The sequence below is a fragment of the Paenibacillus sp. FSL K6-2393 genome (genome assembly GCF_038002545.1).
Taxonomy (GTDB): Bacteria; Bacillota; Bacilli; order Paenibacillales; family Paenibacillaceae; genus Paenibacillus.
In genome coordinates this window covers 2,806,651-2,822,105 of the sequence record NZ_JBBOCU010000001.1, presented here as the reverse complement: position 1 = coordinate 2,822,105, position 15,455 = coordinate 2,806,651, and the positions used below count along the sequence as shown (strand labels likewise).

Genomic DNA, 15,455 nt, shown 5'->3' with positions numbered 1-15,455 from the left:
GATGCATTAAAGGACAAAAAGACTACCTTATAAAAAGGTAGCCTTTCGCTGTAAAATAGATCTTGCAAAAGAACAGATCGGGTACTAGATTGCATCAATCAACGCGGCTCCATCCAATGGAATTTTTTTTGCTATAATAATGGAATGACATACCTGTAGAGCATCATTTATCTCTTCTTCGCTGAGTTCGTATCCATTCTTGTGCATTTGTTCCTGTACCCGTTGTAAATGATGAAATAAGGGGGCAACCGTTTGGGTATATGATATCGAATCTGGGTTATAATTCCGTGAAATGAGTGCGGTTACTATTAGTTCTGATAACAACTTTTTACGAATCGTTAACCGCTTATTTTTCCTTTCTTGTGTATTTGTAAGTATTATTAAATCGGAAGTCTGACTTAGCGAGTAAGGTAGAATACGCTTCGTTATTTTACTCATAAGACTAACTAACACATGTTTAGAACCCAACTCTATAACTTCAGTAACCCCATTTGCAACCAGATAGAGCATAGACTCTGACCATCTTACAGGCATCGTCATCTGCATGTTTAAATATTCAACGACAGATCGATCAGACTCATAGGGTGCTGCTGTAACATTGGAAATAATCGGGGTTATTGCATGGGCATATTGATATTGATCCAATTCAACTTTGAATTGTTCTGCTGCGGTTTGCATCATGGGAGAATGATAGGGACCACTTACATTGATATAAGAATGTTTCGTTCCTAGGGTTTCTGTCCTTTTAATAATTTCTTGTATAGAGTGCCGATGTCCCGAAATGACAAACTGCTGGTCAGCGTTCATACAAGCCACACAAGCAGGACGCTCGATCGTGGAAACTTGTTCGCATATGTTTTGAAGTGTATCTAAATGAATACCTGAAATGGCGGCCATGGTACCTTTCTGATCCGGGTCTGCATTGTGCATAATGATACCTCGTTGTCTTACCAGTTTAATGGCGTCATGAAATGAGAGCACACCTGCGCATACCAGAGCCGAATATTCTCCCAAACTATGCCCAGCCAAATAAGCAGGTTCCATCCCTATTTCTTGCATATACACCTGATATGCTATGATACTAACAGTCAAAAGTGCAGGCTGAGCGTTCATTGTCATTGTCAAATCAGCCATGCTACCTTCAAAACATAACTTTCTCAAATCGAAAGAAATGGCATCACTGGCTTCTTCAAATAACTTCTTAGCCACATCAAAGTTATTCCAAAAGTCTCTACCCATCCCAACCATCTGAGAACCTTGTCCAGGAAACAACAGAGCTACATTACTCATCCAGCATCCTCCATGTATCAACTTTATATTTCATGCACTTCGACAACTGAAAACCAATAAATTCCTTGTTTGCAAAATTTATAATAAACTTTCATTAGGAGTTATGCAATAATAAAGTCAAAAGGAGGGTCATCTATTTCTATGAACGGAAAAAAATTCGTCATTCTATTTGGGCTCCTTGTTGTCCTCTGTGTTGGAACATTTAGTGTTGTTCTTTACTGGATCTTGTCTGTAGTCTGAGTACTATGCAAATAGACACCTCCATTGAAGAGATGCCTGTTCCTTTCTGATCTGATTTTTTCGCTCACTTCGTTCTCTGTATCACTCAACATTTGATCTGAAAATGGTACAGTTGAATAATCGCCCTGTAATACAATTGCATATATTCCCTTACCTGGAATCCTAACTTGGCATACAGAATTTTCTTTGTTCATGGTGATCAGCTGCTCCATTAAGTCTGATGCCATTATAACTTCTTTCATACGAATCCCCTCACCTTTCTACGGATTTACACCTACTGCGAACGGACGTGCCCCCACCGGAATGGTAGCAATCACCGTATTGGTTTCGCCATCGATCACAGAAATGGTATTGTCATCTTGATTGCTTATATAAACTCGATTGGTTAACGGATTGGCGCCCGCTCCGTTTGGATTAATTCCGACAGGAACAGTAGCAATCACCGTATTGGTTAATCCACTAATTACTGAAACATTATCCGTATCTCGATTTGGTACGTAAATGGCGTTTGTGGAGGTATTAACCGCTACTTCAGCTGGCGTAACGCCGACCGGAATGGTATCAATTACGGTATTCGTCACACCATCAATAACGGAAACTGTATTACTGGTAAAATTCGATACATAAATACGGTTGGTGGCTGGATTGACCCCTACGCGGAATGGATTAACCTGAACGGGTATCGTAGCAATCACTGTATTGGTTATTCCATCGATCACAGACACAGCATCAGAATTAAAATTTACTGCATAGATCCGATTGGTTAAGGAATTGACGCCTATACCCGTTAAAAAAATGAGTCCCGGAATAGTAATAGTATCAATCACCGTGTTGGTCAATCCATCAATAACGGTTACATCTTCAGTTGTATCCAATGAATTAAAATTTGCCGTATAAATAGCATTGGTCGCTATATCGACCCCTACGTCACCTGCCTCACTCCCAACCGGAACAGAAGCAATCACTGCGTTGGTTAAACTATTAATGACGGAAATGGTATTGCTGCCTCTGTTTGCGACATAAACACGACTCGTTAGTGGATTGACATCAATCCCTGCAGGATTCGTCCCCACAGGAACGGTAGCAATCACCGTATTCGTTTCGCCATTAATGACGGAAACATCGTTACTATTAAAATTGGCTACATATATGCGGTTGACTGACGTATTATCCCCCTCTATTTCAAGTTCGGAAGAAACTAATCGATGTGCAGCAACAAGCTGGCCGATTTCATTTTTGCCCCACACGGAAATCTCCGTCTGCTCTACGGCTACACCTTCAACTGTAAAGACAAATTCAAATGCATCAAGATTGGCAAAATAAGATCTTGTCACTACCTGATCCGGGGCAAGTGAAATCTGCTCGCTGACATATAAAGTCCTCGTAGCGGTCAAATTATACCCTTGTATCAAAACAACGGATTCATCCAGAGAATTCCTGTTATCAATTTTAACGGTAACTTGTTGTGTTGGCCTTACATCACTGACGGCATTATTCTCAATGGGTCCGGTTGATAGAATGGCCATTTCGATTCTCTCCTTCACTTAGATGTTATGGTTTGATTAGAACCCTTTTGTAAAAATATAAATTGATCTGTTTAAACCAAAATAAAGACCCTGCAATAATATATGCAGGGTCTAAAATAAGGTTTGGGACAAAGGGTGTACGTATTAACCGTTTTTATCTCTCACCTTGTTTTCTTTATCAAGTGATCAATCCATACTTCACAAAACTATGATACAATCCATCTTCCTCAACGGTTCCAGTAATATCGTCTGCAATGGCTTTCAGACCTGGCTTTGCATTACCCATCGCAATGCCGACGTGACAAAACTCCAGCATCTCGGCATCATTCATGCCATCACCGATGGCAAATGTATCTTCTTGGGACATGCCCAGATGCTTCAGCAGATCGGCGATTGCAATGGCTTTGTGAATGCCTGGGATCATCAGCTCGCCACTTCCTTCACCAAAAATCGGCACCGTGCACTGAATGACTTCAAATTTGCCTTCGAACTCCTGCTTGATTCGCTCAAACGGGATGACCGAGCTCTCCAAGAAACATACTTTGTTCACGTCATCCTTGTACAGGTCGGCCTCTCCATAAGTCAATCCAGCAATAAAAGGGTGTGGCTTCAGTTCCTTCTTCTCTCTGGCTACAGGATCATTCTCCACATCACCATAGATACGGCGTTCCAAATGAGGTTGCAGATTACTACTCGCATACAGAGCCGAATTGGATTCAAGGTAGAAGTCAATGCCGTTTTCGTTGAAGAAATCAACCATATGACGTACGTCTTCCGCTGTTACCCTTTTGTGATACAACACGTCCTTGCCAAACTCCACATAACCTCCACCTGCACCAATCAGGCCATCGAACCCTACATCCCAGATGGAATCATAGATTTCCGCCTTGGACCGGCCTGTACATAAATAGAGCAAATGTCCATTTTCTCTGGCCTGTTTGCAAGCCTTCTGTGCTGACAACGGAATGTTTCCGTCATCATCTACCAATGTGCCATCAATATCAATAAATACAATTTTCCGCTTCATTTCTTGCATCTGCTTATGCCCCTGTCATGTAATGTTGTCTATGTCTAACTTAGCGAGTGCCGACAGGCATTTTCCTGATATAAAATTACCTATTTCGTGGTGTTCGCTGATCGATCAACTTCTCCAAAAATCCGGCAAAAGAATCCGCGTATACCTCAGGTTCCCCATTAAAGTAATCCAAACGCATCACTTTATACTCCCCAAGGTGATCAGCCGTCTGCGTATCAAAGTAGTAATGTTCATCCTCGTCCGGTACAAACAGCTCCAGCTTCCCTTCCTTCTTTGCGTCTTCATCGGCAAGTCGGTATCTATACAAAATGTCAGCATCGGTATACTCTCGGTGTTCCGAAGACGTAATCGTCAGAATTTCTGTCCCGCTTAACAGCGCTTGACCATAATTCAGAAGCCACCAGCGATAGGATGGGGGTAACGAAAAGCCCAACTCTTGTTCAACTTCAACAATCCAGCTCTCTTGAACTTGATGGTTCGGGAACCAGCGTATAGCCTCGGTATGTTCCAGTTTCTCAATCAGACTTGAATACATGGATAGATCTCCTCCAATACCATTGTAATGTCATTGAGTTATGATTACCTTCATCCCAACTTGTCCATATGTACAGTTTGCCAGTCATCATTTTCCTCAGCAATAACCGTAAACTCTTGACGTTTCCAGAAATCTACGGCTCCTGGCAAGAAGCGATGTGTATGCAAGTAGAGTGTAGTATAGCGCATATCCTTCACCACATTCTCCAGTTCTTTTACCAGCATGGAACCAATGCCATATCTGCGATACGCAGGATCTACATAACATTTCACAATTTCGGCTGCGGATTGGGCTGCATATCGACCGTCTACGGCCTGAATACGTCCATCATATGGTAATATTCCAATCGTTCCGACGATACCCGCTTCCCCCATCATTGCTACAAGAAAGACCGAACCATCGGAATCCAGATAATGTTCTCTGAACTGCTCGAAGTCCACAGGTAATCTCGTATGATCCAGCATCGGAAACACTTCTCTGCGTACACGCATGGCAAAATCAATGGCATCATGAATCTGGTGTGCCTGAACTGGTGTGACTGTCGGTATACTCTGAAGTTGTGTCAATAAATCCACATTCCTTATCCTCTGTATTAGGAGCTACTTCTTGGCCCTTCTTGAATCTTGTTCATGCCAGATCGGCTCTCTTCATATCATCTTACCGAATTTATCCCTTCCTATCAATCTATCTACACTACTAACCAAATTGAAAGAGTGCCCACGCAGTCTGATAGAGTTCGCATACGATAAGGCGTGTCACAATCCATATTGGAGGGAGAAACGCTCATGTGGTTATGGTTAGGTGTTTTTGGTTTCATTTTGCTAGCAATAATCGTGTTCGTGTATCGTTATCTGGACCGACGTGCCGAGAGCAAGTTTCACCCTCATGCTCCCAAGCAGCTCTTAGTCAAATTCAAGGAAGGTACAACGGAGGATGAGATGCACACCCTTCACAAAAAAGGGAGATGTAAGGTCGCTGAGACCTATGAAGATTTAGGATGGTACCGTGTGGAATCCCGCAAAAAAATGCACCGGATGCTTAAACATTACAAAGATCATGAGCTGATTGAACATGCTGAGCCGAATTACCTCGTTGAGGCATCCTTCACCCCTAATGATCCGTTCTTTCCTTACCAGTATAACCTGTCCAAAATTAATGCACCCACCGCATGGGACATTACTCAAAGTAACAGCTCTGTCAAAATCGCCATTATCGATACCGGTGTACAGTTGAACCACCCAGAATTGGCCTCCAAGCTTCTCCCCGGTTATGATTATGTTGATTATGATAACATCCCTGAGGACGGGAACGGTCACGGCACCCATGTAGCCGGGATCGCTGCCTCCGTTACCAACAATGGTGTGGGTATCGCAGGTGTTGCACCACTCGCATCCATCGTTCCGCTCCGGGTACTGGATAACAACGGGCAAGGAACGGTAGGTAATGTCGGTAACGGGCTTGTCTATGCGGCCAATAACGGTGTACAGGTTGTTAACCTGAGCCTCGGTGGTCCGATGGGAGATGCTTTCCTTCAAGCTGCGGTACAGTATGCTTGGGATCGGGGAGCTGTGATTATTGCTGCAGCCGGTAACGACAACACTTCATTCCCTATTGTACCTGCATCGTATCCCAACGTGATTGCTGTCGCTTCAACCAACACCTCCGATCTCAAATCCAATTTCTCCAACTATGGTTCCTGGGTTGATATGGCTGCCCCGGGTGATACCATTCTATCCACATACCTGGGTGGTTCCTATGCCTACCTTAGCGGGACTTCCATGGCTGCTCCTCATGTGGCTGGAGTCGCTGCCCTTCTTGCTGCACGTGGGAAAACAAATGCCCAGATCCGTGATGCGCTGTGTTTCGCTTCTGATCCGGTATCAGGCTCCGGGATCTATTGGACGTATGGTCGACTGAATGCCTATCAGAGCTTGCAGGTGCCATAATACACTTACTATCGCTCATGATTGCTCAAAGGCATATCCTTTCCATTTTTCACGAATAAAAAAAAGAAGGGGCATCTGTAAGTGAGATGCTCCTTCTTTTGGTTAAAAAGTATTCGATGTTACACCTTTGCTGCCCAAAGCTCTATTTCAATTTTAATCTCTGGTAGACCTAACGCCGTAATATATCCAATCGTCATTGCAGGATAATCCGTACTAAATAATTGTCCCCACTCCGCATATAAGAAATCCCAATCGATTTTCTCGGTTGCCCATACGTTCACTTTGATAATATGTTCAGCATCTAAATGCTCCGATTCGAGCACCGTTTTAATATTATTAAATGTATTAGTGACTTGCTCATTCAGACTCTCTGGAAAGAGTCCACTACGATCTGCTCCAATTTGACCCGAAGTCACAAATAACTCTGCATTCCTCGGGATTCTGGTAATATGCGTGTACTGACCTACAGGAGCTGGCATATTTTCTGGATTTTTTCTAGTAATTTTGTCAATATTCATCTGGATTACCTCATCATTCTTAAGATTTTTCTGCGTTATTTCCTAGTTTTCTTCCGATTTTGGGCAGACTTCACCCTTGGAATAGATTCTAGAAAAAGACAGCAGTGGAGTATCCATATCCCGAAGATATAAATGCAAGTGATTTTTTCTTCATGAGTGAATGCTCCCCTTTCTTAAGTGACAAGATTCTCTTGATTTTTTTATTATATCTAAAAGCTACATCATGGGTCAAATTCATCCCCTCATAAACAAAGAGCAATCCCGTAATAACGAGACTGCTCTTTGTCTATTCTATAGCGTCGGACACCTTGTATCAGAAATATTGTGCGCCGTTACTCGCAATGACATCTTTGTACCAGTGAAAACTCTTCTTTTTCACTCTGCGAAGTGTGCCCGTGCCATCATTATTTCTGTCTACATAGATATAGCCATAACGTTTCTTCATCTCTCCGGTACCCGCACTGACCAGGTCAATCGGTCCCCAGCTTGTATAACCTATGAGCTCTACACCGTCTTGAATCGCTTCAGCCATCTCGGCAAAATGACTATTCAAATATTCGATGCGATAGTCATCTTCAACGGAGTCATTGTCTAACAACACATCGGTTGCCCCAAGTCCATTTTCTACGATAAACAACGGTTTGCCATAGCGGTCATGCAGTTGATTAAGCGTAATTCGAAGCCCCTTAGGATCAATGGTCCATCCCCACTCAGATGCTTGAAGATATGGATTCTTCACCGAACCAAATACATTGCCTTCTGTCGAATCTTTCAAAATCTCAGGGTCCGTACTTGTACAGCGGCTTGCATAGTAGCTAAAACCGATATAATCAACCGTATTCTGCATCAAAATCTCCGCATCTTCCGGATGCATTTCAATTCGAATATCATTTTCCCTGAAAAATCTTTTAGTATAACCCGGATATGCTCCCTTCGATTGCACGTCGATGAAGAAGAACGATTCACGGTCTTTCTCCATCGCCTTCCACACGTCATTTGGATTAGAGCTGTATGGATACACCATTCCAGCGGCTAACATACAACCAATCAGTGCACCCGGAATGATATCATGACAAGCCTTAACAGCAAGTGCACTCGCTACCAATTCATGATGTGCTGCCTGATATAGAACCTGTTCTTTGTTTTCACCATCCTGTAGAACAATACCCGCTCCAATGTACGGGAGATGCAGCAACATATTGATTTCATTAAACGTCATCCAGTATTTCACTTTATTCTTGTATCGATTGAACAAAGTCGTTGCATATTTCTCAAAGAAACCAATCATCTTGCGGTTCTTCCAACCGCCGTAAGTCTTGACCAGATGTACAGGTACATCGAAATGGCAGATCGTCACGACAGGTTCAATGTTGTATTTCAATAACTCATCAAAGACATCATCATAAAATTGTAAGCCTGCTTCGTTTGGTTCCGCTTCATCGCCATTAGGGAAAATCCGTGCCCAGGCTACGGAAAGCCTGAGGCACTTAAATCCCATTTCAGCAAATAACGCAATATCTTCCTTATATCGATGATAGAAGTCGATGGCTTCATGTGAAGGATAAAATTCCCCTGCTTTTGGCTCATACGAATCCAGGTTACCCAGAGCAATATTCCATCGATTGGCACCAATCGGAATCAGATCTACCGTTGTTAAACCTTTGCCACCTTCCAGATAAGCACCTTCCAATTGATTCGCTGCAGTTGCTCCTCCCCAGAGAAAATTCTCCGGGAAGGCTGTAATTTTTTCATTCATTGAGGCATTCCTCCTAAACCATCTGTGATTTCAATTAGCTTAATACCGTGATCAATTTATCTTTCTCATGAACGGATGCATCTTTTGTTCCTACAACGTCCAGATAATTTGAAGTATTCGTGACAATGATCGGTGTAACCGTCTCATAACCTGCATCCTTAATCGCTTGCAGATCAAACTCAACAATCAGGTCACCAGCGTTAACGCGGTCTCCGTCCTTCACATGGGTTGTAAAATGTTCCCCTTTCAGCTTTACCGTATCCTGTCCAATATGGATCAGCATCTCTACACCATCATCGCTTACAAGACCAATAGCGTGTTTGGTACGATATACGGTTTGAACGACACCTGTGATCGGAGATACCACTCTGCCACTGGTTGGACGAATTGCAATCCCTTTACCCATGTGCTCTCCTGCAAACGTTATGTCATTAATTTCGTTCAATGCAACAACTTCACCAGCCATTGGGCTTACAATTTCGTATCTGCTGTTCGGATTAGGATCAAGTACAGGTGCTGGAGCTGGTGTAACTTCCACTTTGTCTTTGAATCCAACCACGTACGTCAGAATAAAACCAAGGATAAATGCGATACCACATGCAACCAGAGCCATATAGAAACCAGAATCAACACCTGTTGCTTTATTAATGAAACTTGGGAATCCGAACACGCCCAGTCCACCAAAGATGTACAATTTCGACCCGGCCAGTCCCAAGATACCACCACCGATACCACCAGCAATACAGCTCATGATAAATGGTTTTTTCAGTGGAAGTGTCAGACCGTAGATAGCTGGCTCGGTTACACCGAAGATCCCAGAGATGAAGGCCGGAATACCTAAAGATTTCAATTTCGTATTTTTGGTTTTCAGTATAACGGCAAGTACAGCACCGATTTGAGCAAAGGAGGCAGCAAAAGACATTGCAATTACCGGATCAGCCCCAGAAGTACTCAAGTTAAGAAGCATGACTGGCACGAGTCCCCAGTGGAGTCCAAACAGTACAAACACTTGCCACAATCCACCGATAAGCAAACCTGTAACCACTGGACTTAGATCGTAGATGCCTGTTGCTCCTGCACCAATCAACTGGCCTGCCCAAGTGGATACTGGACCAATCAGTATGAACGTTGCCGGAACGATAACGAGCAATGTAAAGAATGGAACAAGGAACGTGCTAACAACTTTAGGAATAATATTTTTAAAGAATCTTTCAATTTTAACTGCGAAGAATGTAGCAATAATGATTGGAATAACCGATGTTGAATAACTCATCAGAATAACTGGAATACCCAGGAACGTAATGTGAATCGGTGATTCAATTAACGTACCTGCAAACAGGGTGTACAATGGATCTCCAGCAGTCAAACCGGACAGCGAAGGATAAACTAACGAAGCACCTATCGCCATTCCCAGGAACGGTGAACCGCCAAATTTCTTGATTGCCGTATAACCAAGGAAGATTGGGAAGAAGTAGAACAGACAGTCACCCGTTGCATTCAACAGTTGGTACGTTCCAGAAGCTTCCGTAATCCATCCAAAGGATAAAAACATGGCTGTAAAACCTTTGATCATACCTGTTGCAGCCAGCAAACCGAGTAACGGTGTGAACACACCGGAGATCATGTCGATAAATCGACTGAACAACCCTACTTTTTTGCCTGAGTTGTCCGTTTCTTCTTCAACTTGTCCTTCACTTGGGAAATTCCCTACTTTAACGACTGCTTTATATACATCCGGTACTTCGTTGCCGATAACAACTTGATATTGTCCACCACTTTGCATGACAGTAATAACACCTGGCAGATTTTTAAGTTCTTCCGTTTTGGCTACGCTTTCATTTTTTAGTTTAAACCGCAGTCTTGTTACGCAATGGAATACACTGTTTACATTCTCGCGACCACCTACACGTGACAGAATGTCTTTAGCTAATTGATCGTAGTTGCTCATTGTAATTCTCCCTCTCTAAGTAGACTCCCCATGACTTTTGAAACAAATAAAACCTGAACCACTGAACATACACAACTTACCGGATCGTCCGGAAATCAGTCGTGTTATTCAGCAATTCAGGTTTTGCCCTTAACGGTTGCAACCCTGTAAGGCTGTACACATTGGTATTTAATTATTTGGATAACGAAAGTAAGTTGCATTCCATATCCTCTAACTGAGGATGGTCGGAATTGCCTGATTGAACAGTTACAACCCGATTGATGTATGCGCTTACTTCTTGAACTCATCATAGTACATCTGAACTACGTTTGCAACACTTATTTTTATTAAATTCACAAATGCATTTAAGTGACCAAAAATGCTATAAAGAGACCCTTCGGAAAGCATCAAAAGGGCCCCTTTATAGCATAATGTCCACATTTATAATACGCACTGAAGCAGAATTAACCAATAACGGTAACCAATTTATCCTTTTCTTGCACTTCACGATTTGTTGTAGCAACTACGTCCAAATAATCAGCCGTATTGGTCACAATAATCGGTGTTACGGTCTCATAACCCGCCTCAATAATGGCCTGCAGATCGAATTCAACAATCAGATCGCCAACACTCACACGATCTCCATCTTTCACATGGGCAGTGAAATGTTGACCTTTGAGCTGTACCGTATCCTGACCGATATGGATCAGAATCTCTACACCTTGATCATCTACAAGTCCAATTGCATGTTTGGTACGGTAAATCGTCTGTACCACACCATTAATCGGGGATACAACTCTCCCACTGGTTGGACGAATGGCAATTCCTTTACCCATATGTTCACCAGCAAATGTAGCATCGTTAATTTCTTGCAAAGGAACCACCTCACCCGTCATCGGGCTGGCAATTTCGTAACGATTGTTTGGATTAGGCTCAAGTGAAGCCTTCTCTTCTTTTACTGGCTCTGGAGCCTGTTTGGCAGCCTCTGGATTAGCAGGATCTCTGAATCCTACAAAATAAACGAGAACAAAGCCTAGTACAAAAGCAATGATAGTGGCAATCATGGCCATCCAAAATTCATAGTTGATCCCTTCTGTAGGACTAATCAGCGCTGGAACACCAAAGATTCCTGAAGCAAATACAAACATTTTGGAACCTGCGAAGCCAATAATACCACCAGCAGTTGCAGAAGCAATACAACTCATAATAAATGGTTTTTTCAATGGCAAAGTAAGACCATAAATAGCAGGCTCAGTTACACCAAAAATCCCGGACACAAAAGCAGGAACACCCAGTGATTTGAGTTTGGTATTTTTTGTTTTAAGCATAACGCCAAGAACGGCACCAATCTGAGCAAAAGAAGCAGCAAACATCATCGCCAGAATCGGATCTGCTTTCAGAGTGGACAGATTGAGCAACATGATTGGTACGATACCCCAGTGTAACCCGAAGATAACCAATACTTGCCACAATCCACCAACAACAATACCAGTCACCAACGGACTCAAGTCATAAATACCCGATACCCCGGCACCAATCAGCTGACTTGCCCATGTCGCGATTGGACCAATCAAGAGGAATGTTACAGGTACAACAATCAGAATCGTAAAGAATGGCGTGAGGAACGTTCTCACAACAGATGGAATGATCTTTTTGAAGAACGCTTCTACCTTTGCCCCAAAATAAGCAGCAATAATAATCGGAATAACGGATGAGGAATAACTCATCAAGATAACGGGAATACCCAGGAACGTGATATGAATCGGTGATTCAAACAATGTGCCTGCAAACAGCGTATAGAGCGGTTCCCCACCACTAAGACCGGATAAGGTCGGATATACAAGTGATGCTCCGATGGCCATCCCGAGGAATGGAGATCCACCGAATTTTTTCATAGCTGTGTAACCCAGGAAGATTGGGAAGAAGTAGAACAGACAGTCTCCTGCAGCATTCAACAATTGATATGTTCCTGAAGCCGGGTCCAGCCATTCGAGAGAAGTGAACATGGACAGGAAACCTTTGATCATCCCTGTTGCAGCTAGCAATCCGAGAATTGGTGTAAATACACCTGAGATCAAGTCGATAAACTGACCCAAAAGACTCTCTTTTTTACCGGAAGATTCTGACTCATCACTTGAGACCGGTTCATCCGCATTCATATTACCCACCTGTAACAAGGTTTTATATACATCAGACACTTCGTTACCCACAACTACCTGGTATTGCCCCCCACTTTGCATTACTGTTATGACTCCAGGTAAATTTTTGAGTTCGTCTGTTTTGGCATTATTGTCATTTTTTAATTTGAAACGAAGTCTGGTCGCACAGTGCACCACACTGTTAATGTTCTGTTTACCACCAACGCCAGACAGAATGTCTTTGGCTAATTGCTCGTGTTTCATGAAGTCTTTTCTTCCTTTCTGGCTAGACACGGATTCAAAGCATTATTGGAGAGAATAAAAAAACCTGAACATCTGAATGTATGGAACATCCGGTTAACGGTATGTTCTGTCATTCAAGCGTTCAGGTTTTGCCCTAGTGGTTGCAACCCTGCAAGCTGATCTATGGGATTATTCAGAAGTTGCATTCACAACTCTCTCAATATGGATCGTTAAGTACATCAATTCTTCGTCAGTTAGTTGATACGTGTAGTTGCTTTCAATGAATTTCTTAATTTTCTCCGAGCACTTGTGTGCTGCCGGATACTTTTTCTGAATCATCAGGAACAGTTCATCATCGTTGTTGCTCTTGTAATGTTTTCCCTTCACCAAACGTTGAGCGAAAAACTTCAAATGCGTCACAAAGCGATAAAATGTTAGTGAGTTCTCATCAAAATCAATCTTGAAATGATACTTGATGATTGTCAAGATTTCTTGCATGACCTGCGTCATACTCTTGATGTTGGGCATTTCCTCGTTCAAAGCTGCATTCACAAAGTGAAGTGCCATAAAACCGGCTTCGTCCTCGGGCAAGATCACACCAAACTGATCACAGATCATATTGAGCGCTTCCATTCCGACTTCATATTCCTCTTTGTATAACTGCTTTGTCTCCCAGATTAACCCGTTGCGTATGGGCAGATTCTTGCGATACCGCTCAATGGCAAAGTGAATATGGTCTGTGAGATGTAAGTAAATGCTCTCATTTAATTTCTTGCCAAGTTTTAATTTGGCGTAAGCGATGATTTCCTCAGATACTTTCATGTATTCCAGAGGAATGCTTGAGATTAATGCCTTGAAGTTTTCCTGAATATCTTCATTCTGTAAAGTAAATATCTTATCGATATGCTGCTCGGAAACCATATCACCCGCCCGCTTCTGATAAGCAATCCCCCGGCCAATGATAATAACTTCCTGTTCGTCATTCATTGCAACTACAGCATTATTGTTCAGCACCTTCTCGATTTTCACTTTATCACTCCAATATACAGAAAAAGACAAACCAATCCCTTTTCTCAAGGTATACGGCTTTGCCTGATTCAACAGTTACAACCCGATATGTTGTACGCGCTTCCCTCATAATATTACAAATTTCTACACAGTGCAACAAAAAGTTAATATCGTATTAACATGACTCCTGATCTAGGTAAATATACTCACAGGAGTGTGCAAAACAAGAATTATTTTACAAGGATTCACGGTTTATTGTTTTTGCTTCCTTTCTCCAGTTCGGCTTCAATTCTTCGATTAATCATGTTCATTTCTTCTGCATCCAAACGATCAACTTGAGTGTATTCTTTATCCAACTCGTACTCTTGCGCCTCGCCTTTGTTCATTAGCCCCAGATGATTCTTGATGTCTCGGATATCTTCACGCATATGCATCGTGTGGCGGTATTGGTCTACAACAAGTGCAAAAATAATGCCCCCGGCCACTATCGGACCAAATGGGATCAGATAACATAAAACAAGTCCAATGAGCAAAAAAATAACGAAATACATATGTAATGCCCCCTCTCATATAAAATATCTACTCTGCTAAGATAAACGTTTGATAGATTACAAATTAAATCGTTCCTGAATTAACTTTGCCACCTCATCCGGGCTCTTGTGTGTGTTATCAATCCGTATGTAGTGCTCATGCGTGATTTCTCCAGGTTCCGAATTCAGTCGATAATGCTTCATCGTATCTAGTAAATCTCGCTCAGACCACGCGATGTCTCGCTTTGTTGGCTTATGTAACAGGCGATGCGGACTTTTATTGCGCTCCAATCTTTCCGATGCATCGGCTTCCAGTTCCACATAACAGACCTGTCCTCCATTAGATTCGAATAACTCCCTGATTTGACGGATGTACTCTCCGTCTTTCGCCAAATCAAACGCCCATACAAAAGTAAAAATCAGACCCGGCAAATCACTCTTTGCCACTTCTTCAAAAATCTCCTGCCGGAACAGGCTCACCAGTCTTTTGCCTTGTGGTGTACCATAGCTGAAATAAGGAGACACCAATTCAATGGTCATATGGTTATGAAACAATTTAAGCTTTGTTATCTTCTCCAGTTCTTGCCCAACCGTCATTTTGCCCACAGCCTGCGGACCAAAAATAATCACCAATTTCATTTCGATCACTCCTGACAAGGTAGTGTTCATTCCATTAATTCAATTTTATGGACATTAAACTCTATAATACCTTCTTTAGGGCAAATAAAAAAGAGGTTTCAAGTGATTCCCTCAACGCGTGAG

Annotated in this window: 14 protein-coding genes; 1 reads left to right on the top strand and 13 read right to left on the bottom strand. The window is 42.5% G+C overall.

All coding sequences use genetic code 11. From position 1 onward, the window contains the following. Positions 1–84: 84 nt before the first annotated feature. The 6 genes from fabD to MHI14_RS12525 all read right to left on the bottom strand — a co-directional run bounded on the left by fabD (position 85) and on the right by MHI14_RS12525 (position 5,202). A complete protein-coding gene (fabD, locus tag MHI14_RS12550; RefSeq protein ID WP_339309849.1) occupies positions 85–1,290 on the bottom strand; it encodes an ACP S-malonyltransferase in 1,206 nt (401 codons plus the stop codon). A gap of 215 nt (positions 1,291–1,505) precedes the next feature. Then, on the bottom strand, positions 1,506–1,772 hold the full coding sequence (locus MHI14_RS12545; RefSeq protein WP_339309850.1) for a hypothetical protein: 267 nt from the start codon (positions 1,770–1,772) through the stop codon (positions 1,506–1,508). An 18-nt stretch (positions 1,773–1,790) separates the two neighbouring features. Further along, positions 1,791–3,056, bottom strand: a complete 1,266-nt coding sequence (locus MHI14_RS12540) for a YncE family protein (RefSeq protein WP_339309851.1) — start codon at positions 3,054–3,056, stop codon at positions 1,791–1,793. Positions 3,057–3,234: 178 nt separating this feature from the next. Beyond that, positions 3,235–4,092: a Cof-type HAD-IIB family hydrolase gene (locus tag MHI14_RS12535; protein WP_206105759.1), complete on the bottom strand. Its 858-nt coding sequence runs from the start codon at positions 4,090–4,092 to the stop codon at positions 3,235–3,237. Positions 4,093–4,168: 76 nt separating this feature from the next. Further along, positions 4,169–4,627: an SMI1/KNR4 family protein gene (locus MHI14_RS12530; protein WP_341130400.1), complete on the bottom strand. Its 459-nt coding sequence runs from the start codon at positions 4,625–4,627 to the stop codon at positions 4,169–4,171. 50 nt (positions 4,628–4,677) lie between these two features. Then, on the bottom strand, positions 4,678–5,202 hold the full coding sequence (locus tag MHI14_RS12525; RefSeq protein ID WP_341130399.1) for a GNAT family N-acetyltransferase: 525 nt from the start codon (positions 5,200–5,202) through the stop codon (positions 4,678–4,680). Positions 5,203–5,412: 210 nt separating this feature from the next. On the opposite strand from MHI14_RS12525, the gene MHI14_RS12520 reads away from it, so the two are divergent. Beyond that, positions 5,413–6,573 (top strand): S8 family peptidase, encoded by a 1,161-nt coding sequence (locus tag MHI14_RS12520; RefSeq protein ID WP_133385235.1) that lies wholly within the window; start codon positions 5,413–5,415, stop codon positions 6,571–6,573. 119 nt (positions 6,574–6,692) lie between these two features. Here MHI14_RS12520 and MHI14_RS12515 read toward each other — a convergent pair whose 3' ends face one another. From MHI14_RS12515 to MHI14_RS12485, 7 genes are all read right to left on the bottom strand, one after another. Beyond that, entirely contained in the window at positions 6,693–7,091 is a 399-nt protein-coding gene (locus MHI14_RS12515; RefSeq protein WP_133385236.1) for a RidA family protein, read from the bottom strand. Positions 7,092–7,404: 313 nt separating this feature from the next. Continuing rightward, entirely contained in the window at positions 7,405–8,847 is a 1,443-nt protein-coding gene (locus tag MHI14_RS12510; RefSeq protein WP_341130398.1) for a 6-phospho-beta-glucosidase, read from the bottom strand. Between the two features lie 34 nt (positions 8,848–8,881). Then, positions 8,882–10,795: a beta-glucoside-specific PTS transporter subunit IIABC gene (locus MHI14_RS12505; protein WP_341130397.1), complete on the bottom strand. Its 1,914-nt coding sequence runs from the start codon at positions 10,793–10,795 to the stop codon at positions 8,882–8,884. 443 nt (positions 10,796–11,238) lie between these two features. After that, positions 11,239–13,176: a beta-glucoside-specific PTS transporter subunit IIABC gene (locus MHI14_RS12500; protein WP_341130396.1), complete on the bottom strand. Its 1,938-nt coding sequence runs from the start codon at positions 13,174–13,176 to the stop codon at positions 11,239–11,241. A 168-nt stretch (positions 13,177–13,344) separates the two neighbouring features. Beyond that, positions 13,345–14,184, bottom strand: coding sequence for a BglG family transcription antiterminator LicT (gene licT, locus MHI14_RS12495; protein WP_036613486.1), 840 nt, complete (start codon positions 14,182–14,184; stop codon positions 13,345–13,347). Between the two features lie 224 nt (positions 14,185–14,408). Continuing rightward, positions 14,409–14,714, bottom strand: coding sequence for a hypothetical protein (locus tag MHI14_RS12490; protein ID WP_341130395.1), 306 nt, complete (start codon positions 14,712–14,714; stop codon positions 14,409–14,411). A gap of 57 nt (positions 14,715–14,771) precedes the next feature. Further along, entirely contained in the window at positions 14,772–15,332 is a 561-nt protein-coding gene (locus tag MHI14_RS12485) for an AAA family ATPase (RefSeq protein WP_091029185.1), read from the bottom strand. Positions 15,333–15,455 lie beyond the last annotated feature (123 nt).

What these genes read in the sequence shown, in the direction of transcription:
- fabD (WP_339309849.1), bottom strand. Translation starts at nt 1,290, where the DNA reads ATGAGTAATGTAGCTCTGTTGTTTCCTGGACAAGGTTCTCAGATGGTT.
- MHI14_RS12545 (WP_339309850.1), bottom strand. Translation starts at nt 1,772, where the DNA reads ATGAAAGAAGTTATAATGGCATCAGACTTAATGGAGCAGCTGATCACC.
- MHI14_RS12540 (WP_339309851.1), bottom strand. Translation starts at nt 3,056, where the DNA reads ATGGCCATTCTATCAACCGGACCCATTGAGAATAATGCCGTCAGTGAT.
- MHI14_RS12535 (WP_206105759.1), bottom strand. Translation starts at nt 4,092, where the DNA reads ATGCAAGAAATGAAGCGGAAAATTGTATTTATTGATATTGATGGCACA.
- MHI14_RS12530 (WP_341130400.1), bottom strand. Translation starts at nt 4,627, where the DNA reads ATGTATTCAAGTCTGATTGAGAAACTGGAACATACCGAGGCTATACGC.
- MHI14_RS12520 (WP_133385235.1), top strand. Translation starts at nt 5,413, where the DNA reads ATGTGGTTATGGTTAGGTGTTTTTGGTTTCATTTTGCTAGCAATAATC.
- MHI14_RS12515 (WP_133385236.1), bottom strand. Translation starts at nt 7,091, where the DNA reads ATGAATATTGACAAAATTACTAGAAAAAATCCAGAAAATATGCCAGCT.
- MHI14_RS12510 (WP_341130398.1), bottom strand. Translation starts at nt 8,847, where the DNA reads ATGAATGAAAAAATTACAGCCTTCCCGGAGAATTTTCTCTGGGGAGGA.
- MHI14_RS12505 (WP_341130397.1), bottom strand. Translation starts at nt 10,795, where the DNA reads ATGAGCAACTACGATCAATTAGCTAAAGACATTCTGTCACGTGTAGGT.
- MHI14_RS12500 (WP_341130396.1), bottom strand. Translation starts at nt 13,176, where the DNA reads ATGAAACACGAGCAATTAGCCAAAGACATTCTGTCTGGCGTTGGTGGT.
- MHI14_RS12490 (WP_341130395.1), bottom strand. Translation starts at nt 14,714, where the DNA reads ATGTATTTCGTTATTTTTTTGCTCATTGGACTTGTTTTATGTTATCTG.
- MHI14_RS12485 (WP_091029185.1), bottom strand. Translation starts at nt 15,332, where the DNA reads ATGAAATTGGTGATTATTTTTGGTCCGCAGGCTGTGGGCAAAATGACG.